Source organism: Microtetraspora malaysiensis (assembly GCF_050947145.1).
Classification (GTDB): Bacteria; Actinomycetota; Actinomycetes; order Streptosporangiales; family Streptosporangiaceae; genus Microtetraspora_A; species Microtetraspora_A malaysiensis.
Genome location: NZ_CP191998.1, coordinates 4,760,330 through 4,786,945 on the forward strand (window position 1 = coordinate 4,760,330; position 26,616 = coordinate 4,786,945).

Below are 26,616 nucleotides of genomic sequence, written 5' to 3' on the forward strand. Positions count from 1 at the left end.
TCCCCCTCTCATAAACGAACCCACTCCTACACCGGCGGGAGGATCAGGCCCCGGTTCAGGGACGGCGGGCGGCCCAGGCGGTGCGGACGGCCCGCACGGTCAGGTCGCGGCGGTTCCGGAGGGAGGCGGGGTGGTCGTCCGCCAGCAGACGGTCGAGCGTGTCGAGGTCGTCGGCGGCCAGACCATCGCCGAGGGCGGAGCGGAACCTGTTCAGGACGGCGTGCCCGTAGCGCCGGGCGCTCGGCGACGCCGGGCCGGCCTCGGCGGTGAAGCTGTGCTGCGCGACCACGGCGAACCCGGCCGCCTCCAGGTGGGGCCGCCAGTCCGGGTGCGCGTTCCAGCCCGCCCGGGCCGCCGCCTCGTGGCAGCGCGCTTCCAGGCCGGGACGGCCCAGGCCGATGTCGTCGGGCAGGAAGCGCGGCAGGGCGTCCATCTCGATGACCGCCAGCAGGCCGCCGGGGTTCAGCGCCGCGCGGATGTCGCGGAGCACCCGGTCCGGGTCGGCGACATGGTGCAGCGACGACGCCGCCCAGGCGACGTCGAGAGCGCCGATCGGAGGCCAGCCGGCGTCCAGGTCGGCCCGCACGACGCTCAGCCGATCACCCACCCCCTGCTCGTACGCCGCCGCGCGGAGGCGGTCGAGCATCACCGGCGACAGGTCGATCGCGACGATCTCCGCCGCTGTGAAGGCCCGGGCCAGCGCCAGGCCGCCGGCTCCGGTGCCGGCGCCCACGTCGGCCACCTTCCGCGGCGCCTCGGGGGCGTGCCGTCGGACCCAGTCGGTCACCTCGTCCAGGTACGAGCTGAACACCTGCGCGTCCAGGTCGAGCATGTCCGCCAACCCCGACTCGTTGTGGTGCGCGTGATGGTGATGAGCGTGCTGTTTCATGGCTTCACGCTAAGCGTCCAATGCGCCCAAGACATACAGTCTTGCCTATGGAGCAAGAATTCGACCTGGACGGCGTGGTGCGGCAGCGCATCCGCGGTCTGCGGCTGGCGCGCGGCTGGTCACTGGACGCCCTCGCCGCACGCTGCCATCTCAGCCCGTCCAACCTGAGCCGCATCGAGACCGGGCACCGCAGGATCGCCCTCGACCAGCTGGTCCCCATCGCCCGGGCCCTGGACACCACACTCGACCAGCTCGTGGAGTCCGCCGACGACGAGGACGTGGTGATCCGGCCGCATCCGTGTCACACCCCCGGGATGACGAGCTGGCTCCTGTCCCGCGAACGCTCCCTCAACGGCGTGACCGTGGCGAAGATGCGCATCACCCCCGACCGGCCCATGGACGCCGAGCACCTCAAGGTGCATCCCGGGCGCGAGTGGTTCACCGTGCTGTCCGGCACGGCCCTCCTGCGTCTGGGCGAGCGCACGATCCTGGTCCAGGCGGGCGACGCGGCCGAGTTCTCGACCATGACCCCGCACGCCATCGGCGCCCACGAGGGCCCCGTTGAGATCCTCACCATCCTCGACCACAACGGAGAGCGCACCCACCTGCACGCCACCGGCGATGCTTCACACCCGTGAGCGGACGCCGCGCGAGTCTCGGGTCCGGCTTTCGGCCATCGGGCCGCTCCCCCGCAGGCCACCGGCGACCCGAGAGCGAGCCGCAGCACGGCGCCGGCTAGGCCATGCCGAGACCCGTGTTCAGTGACATGGCCTCGATCGACTCCAGGACGATCGCCCGCATCGCCGTCTCGGCCTCGCGGGTGTGTCCGAGCTGTACGGCCTCGGCCACGTCGCCGTGCAGCCGGATCGCGGCGGTCTCCGGCTCGGCGGGCATCAGGTTGTGATGGGTGCGGCCGGCCAGGACCTCGGCCACGACCTGGGCCAGACCGGAGAACATCTCGTTGCCGGACGCCTCCAGGATCGTGCGATGGAAGGTGATGTCGTGCTCCAGGTAGGCGTCCAGGTCGCCGCGTTTCGCCGTCACCGACATGCCGATCACGGCGGACGTGAGTGTGCCGCACTGCTCCGGGGTGCAGCGGGCCGCCGCGAGTGAGGCGGCGACCGGTTCGATGCCGCAGCGAAGCTGGCTCAGAGATTCGAGCTGGGCCATGCGGTCGGGGCCGGCCAGCCGCCAGCGGATGATCCGCGGGTCGAACAGGTTCCACTGCGAGCGCGGCAGCACGGTGACGCCGATGCGCCGCCGGCTCGCCACGAGCTGCATCGACTCCAGCACGCGTACGGCCTCGCGCATGACCGTGCGCGACACCCCCAGGCTCTCCTCGAGCCGCTCGATCCGCAACACCTCACCCTCGGGGGTCTCTCCGGAGACGATCGCCGGCCCGAGCTGGTCGAGCACGCGATCGTGCAGCCCTCCGGAGCGGTCGCTCGGCTGTCTGTCCGGCACGCCGGGCATGCGTCCGCCTCTCATAAGTATGCTTTTTTCCTCGATGGTCTTGTCTTTGATCATACTTTTACTTCAAGATGCTCAGACATCATCTCATCGGGGATCAGATCGCGTGAGTTCTTCATTTTTCGTAGCACCTTTGGTTGTCGTCATGGGCGTGACAGGTGCCGGCAAGACGACCGTGGGACGCGCCCTCGCCGAGGCGCTCGGCTCCGACTACGCCGACGCCGACGCGTTCCACAGCGAGGACAACGTCGCCAAGATGAGCGCCGGCGAGCCGCTCGACGACGCCGACCGCGAGCCCTGGCTGCGGGCGGTCGGCGACTGGCTCGCCGCGCGCGACGCGGCCGGCGGCGTGGTGTCCTGCTCGGCGCTCAAGCGGACCTACCGCGACGCCCTGCGCGAGTGCGGCCCGGGCGTGTGGTTCCTCCACCTGGCCGGCCCCCCGGACGTCGCGGCCGCCCGGGTCGGCGAGCGCGAGGGGCACTTCATGCCGGTCTCCCTGGTCACCGCGCAGTACGCCGCGCTCGAACCGCTCACGAACGACGAACCCGGGCTCACCGTCGAGTTCGTCCTGCCCCCGGAGCAGATCGTCGAGCGGGCGCTGCGCGCCCTCGCCGAAATCCAGGCCGAATCCTCCAAGGAGGTCATATGAGCAGCTCCGCCACCCGGCATTCCGTCACATCCGCGGGCCGGGCGGGCGCCGGTGACGGGACCGGCTCCGTCGAGCTCCGTTCGGTCCGCAAGTCCTTTGGCGGTGTGACCGTCGTCCAGGACCTCGACCTGTCGGTGAACCCCGGGGAGTTCCTCTCCCTGCTCGGCCCCTCGGGATGCGGCAAAACGACCACGCTGCGCATGCTCGCCGGCTTCGAGCAGCCCGACAGCGGTGAGGTCCTCATCTCGGGCGCCGCCGTGCAGCACCTGCCGCCGCACAAGCGCGACGTCAACACCGTGTTCCAGTCCTACGCCCTCTTTCCGCACATGACCGTCGCGGCGAACATCGCGTACGGGCTGCGCCAGCGGCGCGGGGTCGATCGGGCGGAGATCCGGTCCCGGGTGTCCGAGGCACTCGACATGGTGCAGATGACGCGTTTCGCCGACCGCAAGCCGAACCGGCTGTCCGGGGGCCAGCAGCAGCGCGTCGCGCTCGCCCGCGCCCTGGTCAACCGGCCCAGCGTGCTGCTCCTCGACGAGCCGCTCGCCGCCCTCGACCGCAAGCTCCGCGAGAACATGCAGGTCGAGCTCAAGCTCCTGCAGAACCGCCTCGGCACGACGTTCGTCTTCGTCACCCACGACCAGGAGGAAGCTCTGTCGATGAGCGACCGGGTCGCGGTGATGCTGAACGGCCGGATCGAGCAGATCGCCGACCCCTACACCGTGTACGAGCGGCCGGCCACGGCGTTCGTCGCCGGATTCATCGGCCAGCAGAACTTTTTCGACGGCACCGTCGCCGACGGAGGCCGCGCGATCGAGATCGACGGTGGAACGGTCCTTCTCGCCGAACCGGTGACGATGCCGGGCTCCGGAGCCGCCGCGGTGCGCGTCGCCGTACGGCCCGAGGCCGTCGCCGTGACCGAGGCGGCGCCGACCGAGCTTGACGGCTCGGCCAACGCCCTGCCCGGCACGGTCGCCGCGGTCTCCCTGCTCGGCGACGTCCTGCAGTACGTCGTCCACGCCGACGCGGGCCACGAACTGCTGGCCCGCGTGCCGCGCCGTCAGGCCGGCCGCCTCGCCGAGGGCGCCCGGGTCCGGTGCTCCTGGGCCCCCTCCGACGTCCACGTCTTCCCCGCCGAAGCCACACCCCGTGCCCCGATTGGAAGCGCCAAGTGAACCACCACGACCACACTCCCCGCCTTCTCGCACCCGCGGCGCGGGTCGCCGGTCTCCCCCGCCGCACCTTCCTCGCCGGGCTCGCCGCCGCTGCCAGCGTGCCTCTGCTCGCCGCCTGCGGCGGCTCGAAGGGCTCGGGCGGCTCCGGCTCGGCCGCCGCCGAACTGCGCGCCTACTCCTGGAGCGCGTACGACGACCCGAAGGTGCTGGCGGACTTCGCCGCGAAGTACGGCCCCAAGGTGCTCGTCGACTCCTACAGCTCCAATGAGGAGATGATCGCGAAGCTGGCAGCGGCCAAGGGGACGAGCGGCTACGACATCGTCATCCCGACCGGCGTCTTCGTCCCGCAGATGGCGGCGAACGGCCTGCTCCAGGAGCTCGACCACGCCAAGCTGCCCAATCTCGCCAACCTGGACAAGGCGTTCCAGAACCAGGAATGGGACCAGGGCAACAAGTACACCGTGACGAAGTACTGGGGAACCACCGGCTTCGTCTACGACACCAGGGTCGTCAAGCGCGACCTGAAGACCTGGGACGACTTCTTCGACGCCGCCCAGAAGGAGGCCAGCGGCAAGACCTCTCTGGTCGACGACCCGGGCGAGATCTGCGCCATGCTGTGCTTCGCCCGAGGGTGGCACCAGAGCACGACCGACAAGGCCCAGCTCGACCAGGTCGAGACGTTCCTCGTCGACACCCTCGCCCGGCACATCGCCGCGTTCGACTCCTCGCCCGGCAGCAGCGCGATCCCGCAGGGCACGCACGCCCTCATGCACTGCTGGAACGGCGACGCCCGGCGCGGCATCCTCGCGAGCGGCGACCAGGACCGCTGGAAGTGGGTCCTGCCCGGCCCGAAGACCAACCTCTGGATGGACAACTGGGCGATCGTGAAGGGCAGCGCGAACGCCGACGCCGCGCACGAGCTCATCAACTACGTGCTCGACCCGGCCGTGGCGGTCAAGCAGGTGGACTTCGTCGGCTACGGCAGCGGCGTCACCGGCAGCGAGGAGGAGGCGAAGAAGCTCAAGCTCGGCCTGATCGACATGATCTTCCCATCCGCCGAGCAGCTCACCACGATGTACACCGGCGTCATCAACGAGGGCCAGGAGCGGCGGATGGCCATCGTCAACAGGATGAAGGCCAAGGCCGGCGCATGAGCCCCGACCGCCGCGGTCCGCGCGCGGCGTGGCGAGCGGCCCCGTCGGGGCTGCTCACCACGCCCGCCCTGGCGTGGATCGCCCTGTTCTTCGTGGCCCCGGTCGGGCTGGTGTTCTGGTACTCCCTCGGCCGCAAGCCGGGGCTGTACCAGACCCACGCCAACGACGTGCTGACGCTGGACCGCTACCGGGAGGCGCTCGGCGACACGTTCCTGACCAGCTTCGCCGGGACCCTGCGCATCGGCCTGGCCGGCACCGCGCTCTGCCTGGCGATCGGCCTGCCCTTCGCGTACTGGCTGGCGGTCAAGGTGCGGCCGCACCGGCGCTTCGTCGTGCTGGCCCTGGTGCTCGTGCCGTTCTGGACCAACTTCCTGATCCGCACGATCGGGTGGCAGGTCGTGCTGTCGCCCGAGGGGTTCGCCTCGCGGGCGATGCAGAGCCTCGGGCTGATCGACACGCCGTTCTCGATGCTGTTCACCCGGGGCGCGGTGCTGCTGGGCGTCGTCTACAACTACCTGCCCATGATGATCCTCCCGCTGTACGTCGCCCTTGACCGGGTCGACGGCTCGCTGCGCGAGGCGAGCAAGGACCTCGGCGCCAACCGGTGGCGTACGGCGCTGCAGGTCACGCTGCCGCTGGCCCGGCCGGGCATCGCCGCCGGGCTGCTGCTCGTGTTCATCCCGCTGATGGGCGACTACGTCACGGCGGCCGTCCTCGGCGGCGCGCGCGGCAACATGGTCGGCCAGCTCGTCGCCAGCCAGTTCCAGCAGGCGCAGAACTGGGCGCTCGGCTCGGCGATGGCGGTCGTGCTGATCGTCGTCATCGCCCTGACGATCCTCGCCACGGCCGCGGCCGGCGCGGCCTGCACCTGGCTGCTCACCCACCGGCGGCGGCGCGAGCTCGCCGGGATCGCGGAAGGGAGCCCCGCATGAGAGCGCGGCCGATCGTGGACCGGGTCCTGAGCGTGTGGGGCCTGCTCGTGATCGCGTTCCTCTTCACGCCGATCGCCGTCATCGTCGTCTACTCCTTCAACCGAGGACGGCTGCTGGCGTCCTGGGAGGGGTTCGGCTTCGACGCGTACGCCGCGGCGCTGTCCAACGACGACATCCTCTCCGCCGTGTCCGTGTCGGTGCGCGCGGCGGCGGGTGCGGCGCTGATCGCCGTCGTGCTCGGCACCCTGTGCGGGTACGCGCTGGCCCGCCACCCGGGCGGGCGGATCGGGCGGGTGGTCACCGCGCTGCTGGCGCTGGTCCTGGTGACGCCGGAGATCGTCTCCGGTGTGGCGCTGCTCCCGTGGTTCGTCTCGCTGGGGGTGGACCACGATCTGACCCTGTTCAACAGCGGCTGGGTGCGTCTCGTGGTCGCCCACTCGCTGTTCGCGACGGCGGTGGTGACGTTCCTCGTCCGCGCCCGGATGCAGGGCATGGACTCCTCGCTGGAGGAGGCGGCGGCCGACCTGTACACCCCTCCCATGCGCCGCTTCCGCCTGGTCACCCTGCCGCTGCTGCTGCCGTCCGTGCTGGCCGGGGCGCTGATGGCGTTCACGCTGAGCCTCGACAACACGATCATCTCGGCGTTCGTGCAGGTCTCCGGCTCGACGCCGTGGCCGGTGTACGTGTTCAGCGCGGTGCGCGCGGGACTGCGTCCCGAGCTGGCGGCGATGTCGGCGGTGATGCTGCTGCTGACCCTGGCCGCGCTCGCCGCCGTGGCGCTGGTGCTGCGGCGTACCGGCGGCTCCAAGGAGGCGGTCGACGCCCTGTCCGGCGTCCGCTGATCCTTTCCCAGCCCTATCCTCCGCAGAAAGCGAGATGTGCACCCCGATGGCGGGAAACCTGTTGATCCGCAACGCCCACCTACCGCTGGCCGACCGGGAGGCCGCGTCCTGGTCGATCCGTGTCTCCGGCGGCCGGATCGCCGAGGTCGTCCCGGTGGACGCCGGAGTTCCCGAGGTCCCGGCCGGCACGGAGACGGTGGACGCGGAGGGACGCTCCGTCCTGCCCGCCTTCGCCGACTCCCACGTCCACGTGCCCGAGTCCGGCGTCGAGCTGCTGCGTTGCGACCTCACCTCCTGCGAGAGCCGGGACGAGGTGCTGCGCGCGGTCGCCGACTACGCCCGCGCCCACCCGGGTGAGGAGTGGATCCTCGGCCGCGGCTGGGCGCTGCCCCACTTCGCCGAGCGTCCCCCGACCCGGCAGGAGCTCGACGCCGTCTGCGGCGGGCGTCCCGTCTACCTGGCGAACCGCGACGGACACAGCGCCTGGGTCAGCACGGCGGCGCTCGACCGGGTGGCGCCCGAGCTGCTGCGGAACCCGCCGCCCGGCGGCCGGGTGGACCGCGACGCCGACGGCACGCCCACCGGGCTGCTGCACGAGTCGGCCATGCAGCTCGTCTCCGACCTGGTCCCGCCGGTGGGCGCGGAGGACCTGCGGCGCGGCCTGCTGGAGGCGCAGCGGCAGATGTTCTCCTACGGCGTGACGTCGTGGCAGGACGCCATCGTCGGGCCGTTCGTCCCCACGACCGACATCTACGACGTCTACCGGCGGGCCGCCGCCGACGGCAGCCTGCGCGCCCGGGTCACGGGCGCGCTGTGGTGGCCGCGCGACGCTTCGGAGGGCACGCTCGCCGAGCTGGTCGAGCAGCGGCGCGGCTGCCCGCCGGACTCCCGGTTCGCCTGCACCGCCATCAAGATCATGTACGACGGGGTGTGCGAGACCCACACGGCCGCGCTCTCGCGCCCGTACATCGGCGTGGCGGGCGCGGGAACCGGGCTGACCTTCTTCGACCACGCCGACCTGGGCCGGGCGGTGCCGGAGATGGACGCCGCCGGGTTCGACCTGCACTTCCACGCCATCGGCGACCGCGCGGTCAGCGAATGCCTCGACCTGGTGGAGGCGGCGCACCGCGCCAACGGCCCGCGCGACCGGCGGCACCAGCTCGCGCACCTGCAGATCGCGGACGACCGCAGCGTGGCGCGCATGGCCGCGCTCGACGTCATCGCGAACGTCCAGCCGTACTGGGCCCAGGCCGACCCGCAGATGCTCGACATGACGATCCCGTACCTGCCGGGCGAGCTGGCGGCGCTGCAGTACCGCTTCGGCACGATGGAGAAGGCGGGCGTGCGGGTGGCTTTCGGCAGCGACTGGCCGGTGAGCACACCGAACCCGATGGACTGGATCCACGTCGCGGTCAACCGGAGCCACCCGGGCGAGCCGGACGCCCCCCTGTTCGCGCCGGAGGAGGCGATGAGCCTGCGCACGGCGCTGCGGGCCGCCACGGCGGGCTCCGCGTACGCGCTGCGCCGCGAACACGAGGCGGGCACGCTGGAGCCGGGCGCCGGCGCGGACGTCGTGATCCTGGACCGCCGTCTCGACGAGACCGCGCTCGACGAGATCAGCCGGGTCCGGGTGGACCTGACGCTGGTCGACGGCGAGTCCGTCTGGACGCGCTGACCACGCCGAAGCGGTTTCACCGGCTCGCGGCGAGCCGCCGGGTGTGCTCCTCCCAGGCCGCGACGAGCCGGTCCACCGCCGACTCCAGCGTCCGCGGCGACTCGGCGAAGGACAGCCGGACGCCGTCGTGGTGGCCGCCGTCGACGCAGGCGGTGGCCCCGGAGGCCACGATCACCCCGTAACGCGCGGCCAGGTGGGTGAAGGTCTCGCTCTCGGTGACCGGCAGGACGGCCCACGCCGACAACCCGGCCCGCGGGCCGCCGACCCGCCAGGCGGGGAGATGGCGTGCCAGCAGTTCCAGCAGCAGATCGCGGCGGTCACGCAGCGCCGCGCGCAGCCCCTCCCTCCAGCCGGCGTCGGCGGCCGGGAGCAGGCGGGCCGCGATGATCTGGGCGGGGACGCCCGGGGCGAGATCGCTCGCCGACCGCAGCCGCAGCAGGTGGTCGCGCAGCGGGGCCGGCGCGCGGACCCAGCCGACGCGCAGGCCCGCCCAGAACATCTTCGACAGGGAGCCGATCGCGATCACCGAGTCGTCCGCCGCCGCCAGGGGCGCCGCCGGCCGTCCGTCCGGGTCGAGGTCCAGCCCGGCCTGGGAGAGGTCCTCCACGATGAGCGCTCCGTGCCGCCGTGCCGTGCGGAGGAGCGAGTCGCGGCGAGCGGCGCCGAGGAACGCGCCGGTCGGGTCGTGCCCGGCCGAGTCCACGTAGACCAGCGGTTCGCGCGCCTGCGCGGCGGCCCGCTCCACCGCGTGCGCGTCCACGCCGAGCGGGTCCACCGGCACATCGACGAGGCGGCCGCCGCGCGCCGCCGCGACCGCCGAGAACCCCGGGTACGCCGGACAGCCCGCGATCACCGTACGCCCGGGGGCGACGAGCGCGGCGACCACCAGGGACAGGGCGTGCCGGGCGCCGGAGGTGACGATGAGCTGCTCGGCCGTGGTCGGCAGGCCGAGCCCGGTGAGGTGGTCGGCGAGCGCGGCGCGCAGCTCGGGCAGCCCCGCCGGGTGCAGGCCGTGCCCGTACGACGCGAGGTCGTGCGGGTCCTGCGGGAGGAAGCCGCCCTCGACATTTGGCAGGTGGTCCACCCCGGCGGGCACCGACAGGGACAAATCGATGACATCGCCGGAGTGGGCCGAGCCGTCGTGGGCCAGCCTGCGCCGCAGGAGTGCGGAGGCGGCGTTCTCCACCGGGGCCTGGGTCCACGCGGGTCGCGGGCGGACGTAGGTGCCCGCCCCCTGGCGGCGCTCGACAAGACCGGCGTCGGCCAGCTCGTCGTAGGCGCGGACGAGCGTGCCGCGGCTGACACCGAGCGCGTCGGCGAGGGGCCGCTCGGCCGGCAGGCGGGTCCGGGCGCCGACCAGCCGCCGCTCCATCGCCTCCGCCAGGGCCGCGGCGATCCGCCGGTAGCGAGGGCCGCTCCGCTCCGCCCACCCGTCCAGAGCGATCCGCACCCACCACCCCAAATCTTGGTCCATTGTCCAAAATTGGCACTGTTATCCGAGTCCGGCAACGTACAGGCTGGTCGGCGCCGCGTACCCGCGCGGCTGGAAGGAGACGTCCATGGGTCCGAGCCCCACGCTCGCCCGCCGGTTCTGGGAGGCGATCGAGCCGATCCACGCCGTCGCCTACTTCACCCCGGAGCCGGCAGAGGCCGCCGCGGCCGTCGGCCTGCGCGGCTGGTGGATGGGCTACTTCGCCGGACGGCTCGCCCCGGTCGGAGCGGTGGACGCGGCCACCGGGGCGGCGCTGTCCTTCGCCTTCTCGCCGGCGAAGGTGGCGCGGGCCCTGCCGGACGCGTGGGCTCTGGCCGACCCGGGCACAGTGCTCGCCACCCGCCTCGAGGCGGTGCGCGCCGCCGTCGCGCGCGTCCTGCTGCCCGTCGGCGGCGAGGAGCTCGGACGCCTGGTCGAGCTGCTCGAACGCGCCGTCGCCGGGTGCGGCTTCGAGGGGCGGGCCCTGGCCGCCGCCTGGTCGCGGGTGCCGCGCCCCGCCGATCTGGTCGGACGGCTCTGGCTCGCTGCCACGGTCCTGCGCGAGCACCGCGGCGACGGTCACGTCGTCGCGGTGGTCCACGCCGGGCTCACCGGCATCGAGGCCGGCCTCACCCATGTGGCGACCGGGAACGTCTCCAGGGAGCTGATCCAGAAGAGCCGGGGCTGGACCGACCTCGAATGGGACGAGGCCCGGCGCCGGCTGGTGGCCCGTGGGCTGCTGGATCGCGACTCCCGGCTCACCAAGACCGGCGGCGCCCTGCGGCGCGAGATCGAGAGCGCCACCGACAGGCTGGCCGCCGGACCCGTCACCACGCTCGGGGAGACCGGCGTCGAGGAGGCCATCCGGCTGGCCGCGCCGATCAGCCGGCACCTCGTCGACACCCGCGTCATCCCTGTGCCCAACCCGATCGGAGCGCCTCGCCCATGACACCGACCACCGTTCTGGCTTCCCGTGAGGGCGGCGTGACCACGATCACGATCGACCGCCCGGACAAGCTCAACGCGTTGAACTACGCCACCATCGACGCGCTGATGAGCGTCCTCGACCAGGTTGAGGCCGACGAGGAGACCCGGGCCGTGATCCTCACGGGATCGGGACGGCGCGCCTTCAGCGCGGGCGCCGACATCGGCGACCTCGCCGCCAGTATCGCCGGAGGCGTCGACCAGGCGCTCCGCGACGTCGTACGCAGGGGGCAGGGACTCACCCGCAGGATCGAGACCTTCCCCAAGCCGATCATCGTCGCGGTCAACGGCCTCGCTTTCGGCGGCGGCTGCGAGATCACCGAGGCGGCGCCGCTCGCCGTCGCCGCCGAGCACGCCACCTTCGCCAAGCCGGAGATCACGCTGGGCTTCCCGCCGCCGTTCGGCGGTTCGCAGCGGCTCCCCCGCCTCGCCGGGCGTAAGCGCGCCCTGGAGATGATCCTCACCGGCGATCCCATCGACGCGCGGCGCGCGTACGAGCTGGGGCTGGTCAACCGGGTCGTCCCGGCCGACGACCTGCTCGGCGCGGCGCGGGAGCTGGCGGAGCGGATTCTCCGCCACGCCCCCTCGGCGGTGAGCGCGTGCCTGGCCGCGGTGACGCGGGGCGTCAACGTGCCGATCGACGAGGGCCTCGCCGTCGAGGCGTCCTGGTTCGCGGTCACCGTGCCCACGGACGGCGTGGCCTCGGGACTGCGCCGCTTCCTCGACCGGCCACGCGGATAGCCGAGGCCGGCAAGAAGTCTCCGACAAATGCTGCCTGTAGCGAACGCGGATCGCGGGTGGGCTGTGACGCGCGATTTCAGACGGGAAAGCGGTCTACCCGGAGTGTCGCGACCTCGCCCTGTGGGTCGAGCACGACGTAGGTCACCGAGATGCCCTTGTAGTCCCAGACGTACATGTTGCTGGTTGGGGTGAGCTTGCGGCCGTTGCCGGGGGTCAGCCGGAGCACTTCGTAGATCTCCAGCAGGACATTGATCTCGGCGTCGGACAGGTCGTCGATCTGGGCTTCGGCGACGTCGCTGCCCATTCGGATGGTGTACACCTACCGCTGGGCTCCACGGCGGGCCAGTACCTCGGCCATTGTGGGGCCCGCCGTACGCGCACCGGACCGCAGTTGCTCGGCCTCTCGGTGCATCCGCTGCCAGTCGGCCGGATCAGCGGCGGCGCGGGTGGCGATGCGCCACCATGCGGACAGGAAGTCGTCCAGCGCCGCCAGGTTGACGACGGGCGCGTGGGTGATCTCTTCGAGTTCGGCGTCGAACGCGGCGACGTTGGCCGGGGGCAGGGCCGCGCGCACGGCGGTGAAGGTCCGCTCAACTTGCGGATGGGGACTGTCGTGCTGCTGGACGGTCATGACGACGCCTTACCTCCTGCCTGGCCACGTGTCATCTCAGCTTATCGAGCGGGCCGGACAGAACGCGGCACTCCCAGGATGCCTGCCCCGCTGGCCGGGACCCCTTCCCGGCCAGCGCGTTCGCGCCGTTCGGCACGTTTGATCTGTCAGACACGACCTCGACTGACTAGCCGACCGTCTGGAACTTGACCTCGGGATACTTCGGTGATCTGCCGTCCAGCAGCGGTCGTGCGCGACCGCGCAGGTGCCGGTCGAAGAACGCCGAGACGTACGTGCGGGTGACGTCCACGGCGCGAACGCCCGTCAGCGCTCCGGCGGGCATGCCGAGCTGCTCGCCCAGCATCGGATAGTCGGTGAAGGACTCGTGCCCGGCGCCGGTGACGGCCGCCCAGCGCTTCCAGCCGGTCAGCCGGGGCCAGTTGTCCCGCCAGGACCGCTCCTCGTCCGGGCTTCCCGGAGTGAAGGTGTCCGCGGCGCCGAAGAGCAGGAACGGCCGGGCCAGCCCGGAGGCCGCGATCGGGGCGATGAATGCGCCTTCCATGTTCACGCCGGCGTCGATCCTGGGGTCGTCCCGCATGGCCTGGGCGGCGCTGTTGCCGCCGATGGAGTGGCCGGCCATGCCGATCCTGGACGCGTCGATCAGCCCGGGCGGACCCCACGCGGGGCGGGGGCCGGTGAGCCGGCCGATCACGAACGAGACGTCGGCCGAGCGGATCGCCGGGACCCGTCCGGGGGAATCCTCGATCTCGCACGCCGTGCACGTGGTGGTGCGGCCGTCGGGGAAGGTGGTCGCCCTCGACTCGTAGGTGTGGTCGATCGCGGCGACCGCGTAGCCCCGGCTGGCGAGGTCTTCGCCGAGCGAGGTGAGCGACGAGCGGGGCAGGCCGAAGCCCGGGGAGAGGACGACCAGCGGCAGCCCGGTCCGCGACGGCGCCGCGCCGGTAACCGCGTGCGTTTTGATCCGGCTCAGCAGGTCGGTGGGCACGCCTTCGACCTCCAGCCCGGCGAGCAGCAGCGCCGACTCGGCGGGCGTCACGTACCGCGCCCGGACGCCTGTCTTCGCGCGCGCCGGGTACCACAGCGTGACCATCAGCTCGCGCCGCCGGGCGGGGGTCCACGGGTCGGCGCGGGAGGAGTCGACCAGGTGCAGGGTCGCGGTCCCGAGCGGGTACGGGCCCGTCGGCGCGAGGAGGACCGGCGCCGGCGGGGCGGGCGCGGAGGCGTGCCCGGGGGCCGCCAGGGGCCCGAGCGCGACGGAGGCGGCGACGACGCCGCTGAGCAGGAGTTTGATCATGCGGTGAACCTAGCCCCGGCCCGCGCCGCCGGGTTTGTGGTCGTACGCCAAAGATTCCCGGCCGCCCGTCGTCGCGGACGCCAAAACGCGCTGCGCAACTTTGCATCGGCGGCCAAAAGGCGGGCCGTCGCACGTCGTGATACTGGAAAACATGCATCTTGAGCTGGTAGAAAACGAGATTTCCGGGCTGGTCAAGCCGGGTGACCCCGGGCTCGCGGTGGGGGTGTACGCCGACGGCTCCGCGCTGCGCACCACGGCCACGGGCATGGCGTGCGTGGAGTTCGGCGTCCCGATCGACGCCCGCACCCGCTTCGACATCGCCTCGGCCAGCAAGCAGTTCACCGCGGCCTGCGTCCTGCTGCTGGCGCGGGACGGCGCGCTGAGCCTGGACGACGACGTCAGGACGCACGTGCCCGAGCTGGCCCTCGACGTCCCCGTCACACTGCGGCAGTGCCTGCAGCACACCGGCGGCCTGCCGGAGTGGTACGCGCTGCAGGCGGTCACCGGCGTGCCGCTGGCGGAGATGACCGAGGAGCGGCTGCTCAGGATGCTCGCCGGCATCCGCGCGACGACCTTCCCCCCGGGCACCGACTTCAGCTACTCCAACACCGGCTACATCCTGTCCGCCGTCGTGATCTCCCGGGTCACCGGAAAGTCCCTCGCCGCGTTCGCCCGCGAGCGGATCTTCGCCCCGCTCGGCATGGACGACAGCGTGTTCCGGGACGACACGGTGGCGGCGCTGCCGCGGCTGGCCTACGGCTACGCCAACGCCGACGGCGATCCCCGGCGGGCCGACACCCAGGAGAGCGCCGTCGGCGACGGCGGGCTGGCGACCAGCGTGAGCGAACTCGCCCCCTGGTTCGGTTTCCTGGCCGACGGGCGGGTGCTCGGCGCGGACCTGCGCGACGCGCTGCTCGAACGGGCCGTGCTCGCCGACGGCACCGTCCTGCCGTACGCCTTCGGGATCTACCACACCGACGTCGCGGGCCGTCCCGCGTACGCGCACGCCGGAGGCATGCAGGGGTACCTGTGCAACCTGATCTACCTGCCGGGCCCCGGCTTCGGCGTCGCGGTGCTGTCCAACCAGACCGCGATCGACCCGGTCAGGCTGACCGACCGCCTCGCCCGCGTCCTGCTCGGTGAGCCGCCGACCGCCGAACCGACGCCCGCCGGTGAGCCCATGCCGGTCCCCGCCGGCCACTGGCACGACCCGGCGGGCGACGACACCATCACCATCGGCGAGAGCGCGGACGGCACGATCGAGCTGGTCGTCGGCGACATGCCCGTCACGTTCACCCCCCGCGCGGACGGCCGCTGGCACGGCACCGGCGACGCGGACGGGGTCTGGCTGGCCAGGGAGGACGACCGGCTGCTGCTGGGCAGCAGGTCGCCGGCCCGGCGTCCGGTGGCGTACGTGCCGTGCGACCCGCCGGGCACGGAGCCGCTGCCGGACGGCGTGTATCTCAGCGAGGAACTGGGCGTCCTGGCCACGGTGCGGGACGGCGAGCTGAGCGTCGGGATGGAGCTGCGGCTGCCGGTCGAGCCCGCGCCCGCGGGAGCGTGGCGGGCGGGGCCGTTCACGCTCCGCCCGGACCACGGGGATCTGCTGATCAGCGGCGGCGGGCTGCGCCGGATGCGTTTCACCGGGCAGCCGGAGGACACCCGCCCGGTCGGCATCCCGCGCTGACAGCGGCCGATTGGCCTGGAGGACGAGCGAGGGGCGGCCGGTTTTGGCTGCGGGGTCAGTGAACACGGAGCGAACGGCTTCTAGCGTCCGACTATCCCGCTCTCCCCCCGAGGTGGTCACATGACATCGCCGAGCATCAGGGCCGCCGCGGCCGCCCTACTCCTCCTTTCCGTCACGGCCTGCGCCGGCTCCGCCCAGAAATCGGGCGGCGCGGGCCGTGACACCCTGGTCTGGGCGTCCGGCGCCGCGCCGAACAGCCTGGACATCGCGCACGGCTTCAACGGCGCGTCGACGACCATCCAGATGGCGGTGCTGGACACCATGGTCACCCTCGACGACCGGGGCGTGCCGGCCCCCGCCCTCGCCGCGTCGTGGACCCAGCCCGATCCCGCCAGCTACGAGTTCACCCTTCGCGAAGGGGTGAAGTTCACCGACGGCAGCGCGCTCACCGCCGACGACGCCGCCTACTCCCTGCGCCGCCACCTGGACCCGGCCGTCGCCTCCCAGGCCGCCAGCTACTTCACCACGGTGAAGAAGGTCGAGGCCGTCGGCGCCGACAAGGTCAGGGTCACCCTGAACCGGCCCAACCCGGCGTTCCTCGCCGTCGCGGCCGTCGCCTGGCAGGTCGTGCCGCGCAAGCTCGCCGAGGCCCATCCCAAGGACCTGGGCAGCCCCGAGGTCGGCACGATCGGCACCGGCCCCTTCAAGGTCGTGAAGTTCTCCCTCACCTCGGGCACCGTGCTGGAGCGCAACGACGCCTACTGGGGTCCCAAGCCCGCGCTGCGCCGGATAGAGATCAAGAGCATCACCGACGCCGAGACGCTCCGGATGGCCGTCAGGTCGGGCGAGGTGGACGGGACCGACGGCCTGAACGCCCGCGACGCCCGCAAGTGGACGGGCCTGCCCGGCGTCACCACGTTCTTCTATCCGAGCAACAACATCGCCTACCTGTCCATGGCCGTCGGCGCGGGCCCGCTCAAGGACGTGCACGTACGGCGGGCGATCGCGCACGCGGTGGACCGGGCGGCCCTCACCAACCTGATGACCGCGGGCCACGGCGGCCCCGCGACGGCGATGCTGCCGCGCCCCCAGCTCACCGCCGTCTACGGCGACGCCGTCCCCGCCTTCCCCGACCAGCCGCTCGACCTGGCCGCCGCCAAGGCCGAGCTCGCCAAGTCCGCCTATCCGGACGGGTTCACGCTGAGCGTGCCGTACGCGACGGGCGGGGACAGCGCGACCGTCATGCAGGCCGTCGCCGCCGACCTCGCGAAGATCGGCATCAAGATCGTCCTGGAGCCGAACCCCGGCGACAAATACATGGCGAGGATGATGGCCCACGACCGGCTCGGCATCCAGTACGTGAGCCTGACTTACGGCACGCCGGACCCGATCGAGGTCCTGCCCGACATGATCAGCCGGGGCGCGGCCGAGCCGCAGGGCTTCAACTTCTCCGGGTATGGCTCGGCCGACCTGGACGCGCGGCTGGACACGTTCGCCTCGGCCACCGGGGAGGCCAGGAAGACCCAGTTGACCGGGCTGCTCACCGAGATCGCCGAGCAGGTGCCGTACGTCCCGCTGTTCTACACCGACAACGCGGTGGCGCTGAGCGACCGGTTCACCGCGACCTTCGGCACCTGGAGGTTCAACTACCTCACCCTCGTCCGCCCCGCGTCCGGGAGCTGACATGGCGGTCCTGACCCTCCTCGCCCGCCGCCTGGCGGCCGCCCTGGTCCTGCTCGGCGTGCTCTCGGCGCTCACCTTCGGCCTGCTCGCCGCCTCGCCCGGCGGCCCGGAGCAGGTGCTGCTCGGCAGCCGTCCCTCGACGGCCGAGACCCGCGCCGCGATCCGGGCCGAGTACCACCTCGACGACCCGTTCCCGGTGCGCTACGCGCGCTGGCTCGGCGACGCCGTACGCGGCGACTTCGGCGTCTCCATCTACTCCCGGGAGCCGGTGACGGACGTCATCGCCGACCGGATGCCGGTCACCGCGAGCCTGGCCGGCTACGCCCTGCTGCTCACCGTCGCCGTCGGCGTCCCGCTCGGCCTGGTCGCCGCGATGCGGCGCGGCGGCGCGCTGGACCAGGGCATCACGCTGGCCGCGCTGGTCACGCTCGCCGTCCCGCCGTTCGCGCTGAGCATCCTCCTGCTGTACGGCTTCGCGGTCGCGCTCGGCTGGTTCCCCGTCTTCGGCGCGGGCGAGACGCCGCTGGACCGGATCGTCCACCTCACCCTGCCCGCCATCGCGCTGGCCGGGGCGCAGACCGCGATGGTGGTACGGCAGATGCGGGCGGCGGCGCTGGACCTCGCCGGGCAGGACTTCCTGACGTTCGCGCGGGCGCGCGGCCTTCCCCGCCGCCGGATCTGGCTCGGGTACGCGCTGCGCAACGCCGCCCTGCCCGTGCTGACCGTCGGCGGGCTGCTGCTGGCCGCCAACCTGACCGGGTCGCTGTTCGTGGAGCAGGCGTTCGGCCTGCACGGGCTCGGCGCGCTGCTCATCGGCGCCATCGGGCAGAAGGACATCCCGGTCGTGCAGGCGCTGGTCCTGCTGGGCGGCGCGATCGTGATCGCGGTGAACCTGCTCATCGACCTGGCCTATCTCGCGGTGGACCCCCGGGTGCGGCACGGCGCGGTGACGTCGTGAGGGGCGTCCTGGTCACCGTGCTCGCGCTCGCGGCCGTCGCCGCCGTCGCCGGCTCCTGGCTGGCGCCGTACGACCCGGCGGCGCAGGACCTCGCGCTCGGCGCGGCCGGTCCGAGCGCCGCGCACTGGCTGGGCACCGACGACCTGGGCCGGGACGTGCTCTCGCGGCTGCTGGCCGGCGCCGGGTCGGCGCTGTTCTGGCCCGTCCTCGTCGCGCTGGGCACGACCGCGCTCAGCACCTCGCTCGGCCTGCTCGCCGGCTACCGGCTCGGCTGGGTGGACGCGCTCATGATGCGGATCATCGACCTGGCCATCGCGATGCCCGGGATGCTGGTGCTGATCGTGGTGGTCGGCGTGCTCGGCGGTGGGTACGGCTGGGCCGTCCTGGCGATGGCCGTGCTGTTCACCCCCGGCGACATCCGGGTGATCCGCAGCCTGACGCTGGCGCAGCGCGGGCTGGCCTACGCCGAGGCGGCCAGGACGCTGGGGCTGCGCCCGGCGCGGGTCATGTTCCGCCACCTGCTGCCCAACCTCGCCCCGACGGTCGTCGCGAACGCCCTGCTCAGCTTCGTCGCCGCGCTGGTCTCCCTGGCCGGGCTGTCGTTCCTCGGCATCGGGCTCCCCGCGGGCACCCCCGACTGGGGGCTGATGGTCGAGGAGAACCGCGGCCTGCTCGACCTCAACCCGTGGGCGGCGCTCGCCCCGGTCATCCTGATCACCCTGGTCGCGACCGCCGCCACCCTGCTGGGCGACCGGCTGTTCGAGACCCTGTCCGAGGGAGGCGCCCGGTGACCCTGCTGGACGTCGGCGGCCTGACCGTCACCGGCCGCCACTTGATCGTGGACGGCGTCGATCTGAACGTCTCCCGAGGTGAGACCGTCGGCCTGGTCGGCGAGTCGGGCAGCGGCAAGTCCCTGACCGCCCGCGCCGTCGCGGGCCTGCTGCCGAAGGGGCTGACCGCGACCGGATCCGTCACCCTGTCCGGCCGCGAACTGCTCGGCGCCCGCGAGCGCCTGCTGCGGTCGGTGCGCGGTTCGCAGGTGGCGCTTCTCATGCAGGACCCCTTCGCGATGCTCAACCCCCTGCGCACCGCGGGCGCGCACGTCGCCGAGTCCCTGCCGCGGCTGCCGCGCGCGGCCCGGCGCGCGGAGGTGCTCCGGCGGCTCGCCGAGGTGGGCATCGCCGACCCCTCGGTGGCGGGCCGCCACCCCTTCCAGCTCTCCGGCGGGATGCGGCAGCGGGTCGCGCTGGCGGCGGCGCTCGCCCGCGACCCCGAGCTGCTCATCGCCGACGAGCCGACCACCGCCCTGGACGCGACCACCCAGCACGAGATCCTCATGCTGCTGCGCGGCGTGCAGCGGGCGCGCGGGATGGGCGTGCTGCTGATCACCCACGACCTGCGCGTCGCGTTCGAGCTGTGCGACCGGGTCTCCGTCATGTACGCGGGGCGGATCGTCGAGAGCGGGCCCGGCTCCGGCGTGGCCGGGGCGCCCGCCCACCCGTACACGTCCGGGTTGCTGGCCGCGCTCCCCTCGGTGACCGTGACGCTGCCGCGGCTGGAGGCCGTCCCCGGCTCCGTGCCGCACGCCGAGGACGTGACGGACGTGTGCGCGTTCGCGGCCAGGTGCGGCCAGGCCGAGCCCGAGTGCGGGCAGGCCCGTCCGCCGCTGCGCGAGCTCTCCCCCGGCAGGCGCACGGCCTGCCTGTACGAGGTCCGCCCCCGCCCCCGTACGGCGCCGCCGGCCCTCGCGCCGGACGCGGCCCCGGCGGGCGGGACGCTGCTGCGGGTCGAGGAGCTGCGCAAGGAGTACGGCGGGCATGTCGCCCTCGGCGGGGTCTCCCTCGATGTCGGCGCGGGAGAGAGCGTCGGCGTCGTCGGCGAGTCCGGCTCGGGCAAGACGACGCTGGCCCGCTGCGTCCTCGGCCTGGCGACCCCGGACGGGGGCCGCGTCGAGCTGGCCGGACTGGACGTGACGCCCGGCGCGCGGGCGGCGCGGCGAGAGGGGGCGCACCGGCTGGTGCAGTGCGTGTTCCAGGACCCCTCGACCTCGCTCAACCCCGCGCTGACGGTGGGGGCGACGCTCGCCGAGGCGGCCGCGCAGGGCCGGGCGGAGGGACGGCCGTCGGTCGCCGAGCTGCTCGACCTGGTCGGGCTGCCCACCGCGTACGCGTCCCGCCGTCCCCGGGCGCTGTCGGGCGGCGAGCGGCAGCGGGTCGCCATCGCCAGGGCGCTGGCCGTCCGGCCCGCCCTGCTCATCTGCGACGAGCCGACGGCCTCGCTGGACGTGTCCGTCCAGGCGCACGTGCTGGAGCTGCTGCGCACGATCCGCCGGGAGCTGGGCACCGCGCTGCTGTTCATCACCCACGATCTGGCCGTCGTCCGGCAGACCGCCGATCGGACCGTGGTGCTGTTCCGGGGCGAGGTCGTCGAGTCGGGCGAAACCGCCCGGGTCCTGGACGCCCCGGCCCACGACTACACCCGCAGGCTCCTCGCCTCGGTCCCGCCGACCCCGTGACGGCCACCGTTCCGGCCGCCCCGAACGACCTGCCTTTGTCGCCCTATTTCCATACTTTGGTCGATAGTGGCCAGAGTGTCAGGAAAGGAAGCCTTGTCTCATGCACGACCTGCTCCTCCGCCACGGAACCGTCCATGACGGGTTCGGCGGCCCCGCCCGCGAGGCCGACGTCGCGATCGACGACGGCCGGGTCACCGCGGTCGGGCGCGACCTCGGGGCCGCCCGCCGGGTGATCGACGTCTCCGGGCTGGTGGTCGCGCCGGGGTTCGTCGATCCGCACAGCCACTCCGACACCGTGCCCTTCCTCGCCGAGCCCCAGCCGTTCAAGCTCTACCAGGGCGTCACCACCGAGATCATCGGCAACTGCGGCTTCTCCTGCGGCCCGGCCAACCCCGACACCGCCGGCTTCATGCCCGCCGTGCTGGCCGGGGAGGCGTTCACCACCTTCGGCGCGTACCTCGACGCGGCCCAGGCGGCCGGGCCCAGCAACAACCTGGCCGTGCTGGTCGGGCACAACACGCTGCGGCTCGCCGCGGGCGGGATGGAGGCCGCACCCGGCCCGAAGGCGCTGGACCGCATGTGCGCCCTCGCCGCCGAGTCGTTCGCGGCCGGCGCGGCCGGCCTGTCCAGCGGCCTGGAGTACGTCCCCGGCGCGTACGCCGACGCGGCCGAGCTGGTCGCGCTCGCGCTGGTCGCCCGGCGGTGGAACCTGCCGTACGCCACACACATGCGCAACGAGAGCGAGGGCCTGGCCGACGCGCTGGACGAGGCGATCGCGGTCGCCACCCGGGCCGGCGTGCGGCTGCAGGTCTCGCACTGCAAGGCGTCGGGCCGGGCCGTCCACGGCTCCTCGGCCATGCTGCTGGCCAAGCTCGCCGCCGCCCGCCGGGCGGGCCTGGACGTGCGCGCCGACGTCTATCCGTACCGGGCCTTCGGCACCGGCCTGGTCGCCGTGCTGCCCCCGCGCGCCTGCGAGGGCGGCGAGGACGCGCTGCGGGCCCGGCTCGCCGACCCGGCCGAGCGGGCCACGCTCCGCGCGCTGGCGGAGGACCCGGCGACCGCCATCGGGGTCGGCCTCTGGCGCGAGCTGCACCCGGCCGACGTGCAGATCCTCACCCACACCGACCCCGCCGTCGCCGGCAAACGGCTGGCCGACCTGCCCGGCGATCCGTGGGACGCCCTGTGCGACCTGCTGCGCGCCGACCCGCACGCGGCCGGGGTCTTCCACACCATGCACGACGACGACGTGACCGCGATCATGGCGGACCCGCTGGTCTCCATCGGCTCCGACAGCGGCCCTCCGGTCGGCCCCAACCACCCCCGCACGTTCGGCACGTTCCCCACCTTCCTCGGGACGTACGTCCGGGAGCGGAAGGTCGTGCCGATGGCCGAGGCGATCCGCAAGGTCGGCTCGGCCGTGGCGGCCCAGTTCGGGCTCGCCGACCGCGGCTGGCTCGGCCCCGGCGCCGTCGCCGACGTCTGCGTCTTCGACCCGGCCGCCATCGGCCACCCCGGCACGTACGAGACACCCGACACGCGCCCCACCGGCGTACGGCACGTCTTCCTCGCCGGGCACCAGGTGATCGCCGACGGCGAGTTCACCGGGGGCAGGCACGGCACGGTGCTGCGGCGGGGCGCCCCGTGACCGCACGCGGGCGGGTCACCCTCGGGGTGCTGCTGGACAGCCTGGGCGCCGAGGTGGTGCAGGCGCTCGCCCTGCCGCGCGGGCGGGAGCTGCTGGTCGGGACGCCGGTCATCTACGACCCCGAGGAGCCGATGACCGGCCTCGACGGCGCGGTGCTGCTGGTGGCCGGGCGGCCGTCCGCCGAGGTGCTGGCCCGCGCCGGCGAGGCGGGGGTCGCGGTCGTGATCGTCAAGCCGGGCACCTGCGACCCCGAGCCGCTGGCCGAGGCGGCCCGCGCCGCCGGTACGGCGCTGCTGGCCGCCGCCCCCGACCTGTCCTGGGGGCAGCTCTACACGCTCATCGACGCGCTGCTCGCGGTGGTGGCCCCCGCCGAGAACCTGGGCGACGCCTGGGCGGCCGATCTGTTCGCGCTGGCCAACCAGGTGGCGATCCGGGTGGGCGGCGCCGTGGCGATCGAGGACCTCGCCATGCGGGTCCTCGCGTACTCCACGGTCGAGGACCAGCCGATCGACGACCTGCGCAGGGAGGGCATCCTCGGCCGCAGGGTGCCCGCGCACCCGACCAACACCGAGGAGTACGCCGCGGTGCTGCGCGCCGAGGACGCGGTGTGGAGCTACGAGCCGCGCGAGTTCTATCCCCGGCTGGCCATCGCGATCCGCGCACACGGTGAGGCGCTCGGCACGATCTGGGCGGTCCAGGCGGAGGAGCCGCTCACGCCTGACGCCGCGGACGTGCTCGCGGAGGCGGCCCGCGCCGCCGCGCCCCACCTGGCCAGGATCAACCTGGCCGCCGACGAGGCGCGCCGCCGCCGCGACGAGTGCCTGGACCGGCTGCTGCGCGGCATCGGCCCGGTCAGGGAACTGGCCACGTCCTTCGGCCTGCTCCCCGACGAGCCGGTGACCGTGGTGACGGTCGGCCCGCACGCCCGCCCGGCCGACGCCTTCGCCGCGACCCACACCGGCGACCTGCTGCGCACCGCGTACGCCGCGTACCGGATGCGGGCGGCGGCCGGAGCGGTCGACGGCCGCGCCTACGCGATCGTCGCCACGGACTCGGCGGCCCCGCTGCTGCGCCGGATCACCGCCGACACCCTGGCCAGGGTCGCCGACCGGCTCGGCGGGCGCTGGCGCGCGGGCATCGGCCGGACCGTCCCCTCGGTCGCCTCGGCCCCCACGAGTGCCCGCCAGGCCGAGGAGGCGCTGCGCGCGCTGTGCGGGCCCTTCGCCGACGCCGAGGTCGGCCACCACGAGGAGCTGTCGGCCGCGCTGTTCCTGATGGACGTCGACACCTCCATGCGGGCCCGGCCCTCGCTGTACGGCGAGCCGCTGCGACCGGTCGCCGAGCACGACGGCCGGCACGGCACCGACTACGTGCGCAGCCTGCGCGTATGGCTGGCCGCGCACTACGACGTGCCCAAGGCCGCGGAGCTGCTCTCCCTGCACCCGAACACGCTGCGCTACCGGCTGCGGCGGATCGGCGAGCTGATCTGCCTGGATGATCCGGACATCCGCCTGGTGCTGGCACTCCAGCTACGGCTGAGCGGCGCCACAAATCCGGCCGGGTGAAATTCGGCGTCCGCGCCAACGCGGCGTGCGCTCCCCCGGCGGGATGCTGTGGGGCATGGTCGAACTCCTCGCCCCGGCTCCGGCCGGGGTACGCCTCCTGTCCCTGCACGCCACCTCCGACCTCCAGCGGGCCGACCGGCTGCTGCGCCGGACCTGGGGCACCCAGCCCGGCGACGACGCGCCCCTCGCCCTGGACATGATGTGCGCCCTGGCCCACACCGGCGGCTACGTCGGCGGCGCCTTCCTCGACGACGAGCTGGTGGGGGTCGCCGCCGGGTTCCTCGCCGCCGGCGGCACCCTGCACTCCCACATCGCCGGAGTGGCCCGGGAGGCGCAGGGGCGAGGCGTCGGCCTGGCGCTCAAGCGACACCAACGCGCCTGGGCGGCCGAACGCGGCCTGACCGCCATCACCTGGACCTTCGACCCGCTGGTCCGCCGCAACGCCTACTTCAACCTGACCCGGCTCGGGGCGACCGCCGTCGAGTACCTGCCCGACTTCTACGGCCCGCTGAGCGACGGCATCAACGACGGCGACGCCTCCGACCGGCTCCTCGTCACTTGGCCCGTCCCCGCGTCCGGTATCGCGTCCGCCGCGGCGCCCCCCGTCACCGCGCCCGCCGCCGTGCCGATCCTCGACGAGGCCGGGGCCGTACGCGCCGGCGGGGGCGCGCCGTCGCTGCGCTGCGCGACCCCGCCGGACGTCGAGCGGCTACGCGCGGACGACCCCGGCGCGGCCAGGCACTGGCGGACCGCCCTCGGCGACGCGCTGGGCGGCGCGCTCGCCGACGGCTACCGGATCGCCGGGTTCACCCGCTCCGGGTGGTACCTGCTCACCCGGGGAGCCGCCGCGTGAAGCTCGAAGGCGTCGAACTGCGCCGCGTCGCGCTCCCGCTCGTCACCCCGTTCCGCACCTCCCTCGGTACCCAGACCGTGCGCGACGCCCTGCTCGTACGCGTGGCGACCGACGAAGGCGAGGGGTGGGCGGAGTGCGCCGCCGAGGACGAGCCCACCTACTCCCCCGAATACCTGGAGGGGGCGGCCGACGTGATCCGCCGCTTCCTCGTCCCCGCGCTCTTCCCGATCGACCTGGACCCGGCCGCCGTCGCGCCCGCCCTGCGCCATCTGCGCGGCCACCCCATGGCCAAGTCGGCGGTCGAGGCCGCCGTGCTCGACGCCTGGCTGCGCGCCCGGGGCATGTCCCTCGCCGCCTACCTGGGCGCGGTACGGCGCAGCCTCCCGGTCGGCGTCTCGGTCGGCATCACGGACACCATCGACGAACTGCTCGACACCGTGGACCGCCACCTCGCGGCCGGGTACGCCCGGGTGAAGCTGAAGATCGAGCCCGGCTGGGACCTGGAACCCGTCGCCCGGGTCCGGGAGACCTTCGGCGCGGGCGTGATGCTCACCGTCGACGCCAACACCGCCTACCGTCCCGCCGACGCCCGCCACCTCGCCGAGCTGGACGCGTACGGACTGGCCATGATCGAGCAGCCCTTCGCCCCCGACGACCTGCACGCGCACGCCCGGCTCGCGGCCATGATCGGCACCCCGATCTGCCTCGACGAGAGCATCACCTCGGCCCGCGACGCCGTCACCGCGATCCGGCAGGGCGCGTGCTCCATCATCAACATCAAGCCGGGCCGGGTCGGAGGCTATCTGGAGGCGCGCCGCATCCACGACGTCGCCACCGCCCACGGCCTGCCCGTGTGGTGCGGCGGGATGCTGGAGACCGGGCTCGGCCGGGCCGCCAACCTGGCGCTCGCCGCGCTGCCCGGGTTCACCCTGCCGGGCGACATCTCCGCCACCGCGAGGTACTACCAGCGGGACATCACCGCGCCGTTCACGCTGGTGGACGGCGAACTGGCAGTGCCGGCCGGGCCCGGCATCGGCATCACGCCCGAGCCGTCCGACCTGGAGGCGCTCACCACGGCGACGGAGTGGATCCCCGCTCCCTGAACACCCGGCGGCCGCCCGCCCCTCGCGCCGGAGGCGGGCGGCCGTTCGCACTCGTGAGACTTCGAGAGTTCAAGGCGTGGGCGTGATGCGCAGCTCATCGGTGACACGTCCCAGCGCGGTCCGCACGGCCCGGTCCCGGCTGAGACGCCCGATGAGCACGTGGACCGCCAAGCCGTCCAGCAGCGCGTTGAACCACGGAAGGAACTCCTCGACGGCGACCGCGCGAAAGACCCCACTCGCCACGCCGTCATCGATGATCGCGGTGAGATCCCGCATCCAGCCGCTGTCGATCTCGTCCGCCGTCCGGCTCATCTCCTCATTGGTCACCGAGCGCAGCCAGGCCTCCAGCCAGAGCTTCCAGGAGACGTCGTGACTGTCCTCGGGCAGGTAGAGCCGGACGTAGCGATCCAGCCGCTCCTCCGGATCGGTGACCCCGTCCAGCTCGCGCGCCCGCCGCTCGGCCAGCACGCGCTCGCTCCAGCGGAAGGTCTCGGCGAGGATCCGGTCCCTCGACTGGAAGTAATACAGAACCCGCGCCGGGCTCATCCCGGCACGGTCGGCGATCTGCTGGACCTGGATCTCGGCCACCGGCCGCTCCGCGATCTCGGCCAGCGCGGCCTCCAACACCGTGCGGCGCGCCTGACGGCCACGCTCCTGCGTCCTGGTCCGGTCAGTCATCCGCCCATCGCATTCAGAAGGA

25 protein-coding genes are annotated in these 26,616 nt (G+C 73.4%); 18 read left to right on the forward strand and 7 right to left on the reverse strand.

Annotation, left to right across the window (positions count from 1 at the left end; genetic code table 11):
• Window positions 1-55 precede the first annotated feature (55 nt).
• On the reverse strand, window positions 56-889 hold the full coding sequence (locus tag ACQP1V_RS22580; RefSeq protein WP_433411433.1) for a class I SAM-dependent methyltransferase: 834 nt from the start codon (window positions 887-889) through the stop codon (window positions 56-58).
• Between the two features lie 47 nt (window positions 890-936).
• Here ACQP1V_RS22580 and ACQP1V_RS22585 point away from each other — a divergent pair, with 47 nt between their 5' ends.
• The gene (locus ACQP1V_RS22585) at window positions 937-1,527 is read left to right on the forward strand and encodes a helix-turn-helix domain-containing protein (RefSeq protein ID WP_067139217.1); all 591 of its coding nucleotides are present in this window, start codon (window positions 937-939) and stop codon (window positions 1,525-1,527) included.
• Between the two features lie 97 nt (window positions 1,528-1,624).
• Here ACQP1V_RS22585 and ACQP1V_RS22590 read toward each other — a convergent pair whose 3' ends face one another.
• Complete coding sequence (locus ACQP1V_RS22590; protein ID WP_433211677.1) at window positions 1,625-2,362, reverse strand: FadR/GntR family transcriptional regulator; 738 nt, start codon at window positions 2,360-2,362, stop codon at window positions 1,625-1,627.
• A gap of 142 nt (window positions 2,363-2,504) precedes the next feature.
• Between ACQP1V_RS22590 and ACQP1V_RS22595 the strand changes: the two genes are divergently transcribed.
• Genes ACQP1V_RS22595 through ACQP1V_RS22620 form a run of 6 tightly spaced genes read left to right on the forward strand, consistent with a single transcriptional unit; the run spans window position 2,505 to window position 8,786 of the window.
• Window positions 2,505-3,008, forward strand: coding sequence for a gluconokinase (locus tag ACQP1V_RS22595; RefSeq protein ID WP_433411435.1), 504 nt, complete (start codon window positions 2,505-2,507; stop codon window positions 3,006-3,008).
• Window positions 3,005-4,183: an ABC transporter ATP-binding protein gene (locus ACQP1V_RS22600; RefSeq protein ID WP_433411437.1), complete on the forward strand. Its 1,179-nt coding sequence runs from the start codon at window positions 3,005-3,007 to the stop codon at window positions 4,181-4,183. Before ACQP1V_RS22595 ends, ACQP1V_RS22600 begins: the two co-directional genes overlap by 4 nt.
• Complete coding sequence (locus tag ACQP1V_RS22605; RefSeq protein ID WP_433411439.1) at window positions 4,180-5,337, forward strand: polyamine ABC transporter substrate-binding protein; 1,158 nt, start codon at window positions 4,180-4,182, stop codon at window positions 5,335-5,337. Before ACQP1V_RS22600 ends, ACQP1V_RS22605 begins: the two co-directional genes overlap by 4 nt.
• Window positions 5,334-6,269: an ABC transporter permease gene (locus tag ACQP1V_RS22610; protein ID WP_433411441.1), complete on the forward strand. Its 936-nt coding sequence runs from the start codon at window positions 5,334-5,336 to the stop codon at window positions 6,267-6,269. The genes ACQP1V_RS22605 and ACQP1V_RS22610 overlap by 4 nt, the downstream gene beginning before the upstream one ends.
• Entirely contained in the window at window positions 6,266-7,111 is an 846-nt protein-coding gene (locus ACQP1V_RS22615) for an ABC transporter permease (RefSeq protein WP_433411443.1), read from the forward strand. Before ACQP1V_RS22610 ends, ACQP1V_RS22615 begins: the two co-directional genes overlap by 4 nt.
• Before the next feature lie 46 nt (window positions 7,112-7,157).
• On the forward strand, window positions 7,158-8,786 hold the full coding sequence (locus ACQP1V_RS22620; RefSeq protein WP_433411445.1) for an amidohydrolase: 1,629 nt from the start codon (window positions 7,158-7,160) through the stop codon (window positions 8,784-8,786).
• Window positions 8,787-8,802: 16 nt separating this feature from the next.
• On the opposite strand, the gene ACQP1V_RS22625 is transcribed toward ACQP1V_RS22620, so the two are convergent.
• Window positions 8,803-10,260, reverse strand: coding sequence for a PLP-dependent aminotransferase family protein (locus ACQP1V_RS22625; protein WP_433411447.1), 1,458 nt, complete (start codon window positions 10,258-10,260; stop codon window positions 8,803-8,805).
• An 85-nt stretch (window positions 10,261-10,345) separates the two neighbouring features.
• Here ACQP1V_RS22625 and ACQP1V_RS22630 point away from each other — a divergent pair, with 85 nt between their 5' ends.
• On the forward strand, window positions 10,346-11,206 hold the full coding sequence (locus ACQP1V_RS22630; protein WP_433411449.1) for an SCO6745 family protein: 861 nt from the start codon (window positions 10,346-10,348) through the stop codon (window positions 11,204-11,206).
• Window positions 11,203-11,982 (forward strand): crotonase/enoyl-CoA hydratase family protein, encoded by a 780-nt coding sequence (locus ACQP1V_RS22635; protein WP_433411451.1) that lies wholly within the window; start codon window positions 11,203-11,205, stop codon window positions 11,980-11,982. Before ACQP1V_RS22630 ends, ACQP1V_RS22635 begins: the two co-directional genes overlap by 4 nt.
• Window positions 11,983-12,058: 76 nt before the next feature.
• Here ACQP1V_RS22635 and ACQP1V_RS22640 read toward each other — a convergent pair whose 3' ends face one another.
• The 3 genes from ACQP1V_RS22640 to ACQP1V_RS22650 all read right to left on the reverse strand — a co-directional run bounded on the left by ACQP1V_RS22640 (window position 12,059) and on the right by ACQP1V_RS22650 (window position 13,907).
• Window positions 12,059-12,301, reverse strand: coding sequence for a hypothetical protein (locus ACQP1V_RS22640; RefSeq protein WP_433411453.1), 243 nt, complete (start codon window positions 12,299-12,301; stop codon window positions 12,059-12,061).
• Window positions 12,302-12,613 (reverse strand): DUF6247 family protein, encoded by a 312-nt coding sequence (locus ACQP1V_RS22645; RefSeq protein WP_433411455.1) that lies wholly within the window; start codon window positions 12,611-12,613, stop codon window positions 12,302-12,304.
• A gap of 166 nt (window positions 12,614-12,779) precedes the next feature.
• The gene (locus ACQP1V_RS22650) at window positions 12,780-13,907 is read right to left on the reverse strand and encodes an alpha/beta hydrolase family protein (RefSeq protein ID WP_433411457.1); all 1,128 of its coding nucleotides are present in this window, start codon (window positions 13,905-13,907) and stop codon (window positions 12,780-12,782) included.
• Between the two features lie 151 nt (window positions 13,908-14,058).
• On the opposite strand from ACQP1V_RS22650, the gene ACQP1V_RS22655 reads away from it, so the two are divergent.
• The 9 genes from ACQP1V_RS22655 to menC all read left to right on the forward strand — a co-directional run bounded on the left by ACQP1V_RS22655 (window position 14,059) and on the right by menC (window position 25,916).
• Window positions 14,059-15,594 (forward strand): serine hydrolase domain-containing protein, encoded by a 1,536-nt coding sequence (locus tag ACQP1V_RS22655; protein ID WP_433411459.1) that lies wholly within the window; start codon window positions 14,059-14,061, stop codon window positions 15,592-15,594.
• A gap of 120 nt (window positions 15,595-15,714) precedes the next feature.
• Window positions 15,715-17,277, forward strand: a complete 1,563-nt coding sequence (locus ACQP1V_RS22660) for an ABC transporter substrate-binding protein (RefSeq protein WP_433411461.1) — start codon at window positions 15,715-15,717, stop codon at window positions 17,275-17,277.
• 1 nt (window position 17,278) lies between these two features.
• Complete coding sequence (locus ACQP1V_RS22665; RefSeq protein WP_433411463.1) at window positions 17,279-18,235, forward strand: ABC transporter permease; 957 nt, start codon at window positions 17,279-17,281, stop codon at window positions 18,233-18,235.
• Window positions 18,232-19,026 carry an ABC transporter permease gene (locus tag ACQP1V_RS22670; RefSeq protein ID WP_433411466.1) on the forward strand — a complete coding sequence of 265 codons (795 nt, stop codon included), beginning with the start codon at window positions 18,232-18,234 and terminating at the stop codon, window positions 19,024-19,026. Before ACQP1V_RS22665 ends, ACQP1V_RS22670 begins: the two co-directional genes overlap by 4 nt.
• On the forward strand, window positions 19,023-20,750 hold the full coding sequence (locus tag ACQP1V_RS22675) for a dipeptide ABC transporter ATP-binding protein (RefSeq protein WP_433411468.1): 1,728 nt from the start codon (window positions 19,023-19,025) through the stop codon (window positions 20,748-20,750). The genes ACQP1V_RS22670 and ACQP1V_RS22675 overlap by 4 nt, the downstream gene beginning before the upstream one ends.
• A 100-nt stretch (window positions 20,751-20,850) precedes the next feature.
• On the forward strand, window positions 20,851-22,395 hold the full coding sequence (locus tag ACQP1V_RS22680) for an N-acyl-D-amino-acid deacylase family protein (RefSeq protein WP_433411470.1): 1,545 nt from the start codon (window positions 20,851-20,853) through the stop codon (window positions 22,393-22,395).
• Complete coding sequence (locus ACQP1V_RS22685) at window positions 22,392-23,960, forward strand: PucR family transcriptional regulator (RefSeq protein WP_433411472.1); 1,569 nt, start codon at window positions 22,392-22,394, stop codon at window positions 23,958-23,960. Before ACQP1V_RS22680 ends, ACQP1V_RS22685 begins: the two co-directional genes overlap by 4 nt.
• Window positions 23,961-24,015: 55 nt before the next feature.
• Window positions 24,016-24,813, forward strand: coding sequence for a GNAT family N-acetyltransferase (locus tag ACQP1V_RS22690; RefSeq protein WP_433411474.1), 798 nt, complete (start codon window positions 24,016-24,018; stop codon window positions 24,811-24,813).
• Complete coding sequence (menC, locus tag ACQP1V_RS22695; protein ID WP_387416760.1) at window positions 24,810-25,916, forward strand: o-succinylbenzoate synthase; 1,107 nt, start codon at window positions 24,810-24,812, stop codon at window positions 25,914-25,916. Before ACQP1V_RS22690 ends, menC begins: the two co-directional genes overlap by 4 nt.
• Window positions 25,917-25,985: 69 nt before the next feature.
• Here the strand turns inward: menC and ACQP1V_RS22700 are convergent, their stop codons facing one another.
• A complete protein-coding gene (locus ACQP1V_RS22700; protein WP_387416759.1) occupies window positions 25,986-26,594 on the reverse strand; it encodes a TetR/AcrR family transcriptional regulator in 609 nt (202 codons plus the stop codon).
• Window positions 26,595-26,616: the final 22 nt, after the last annotated feature.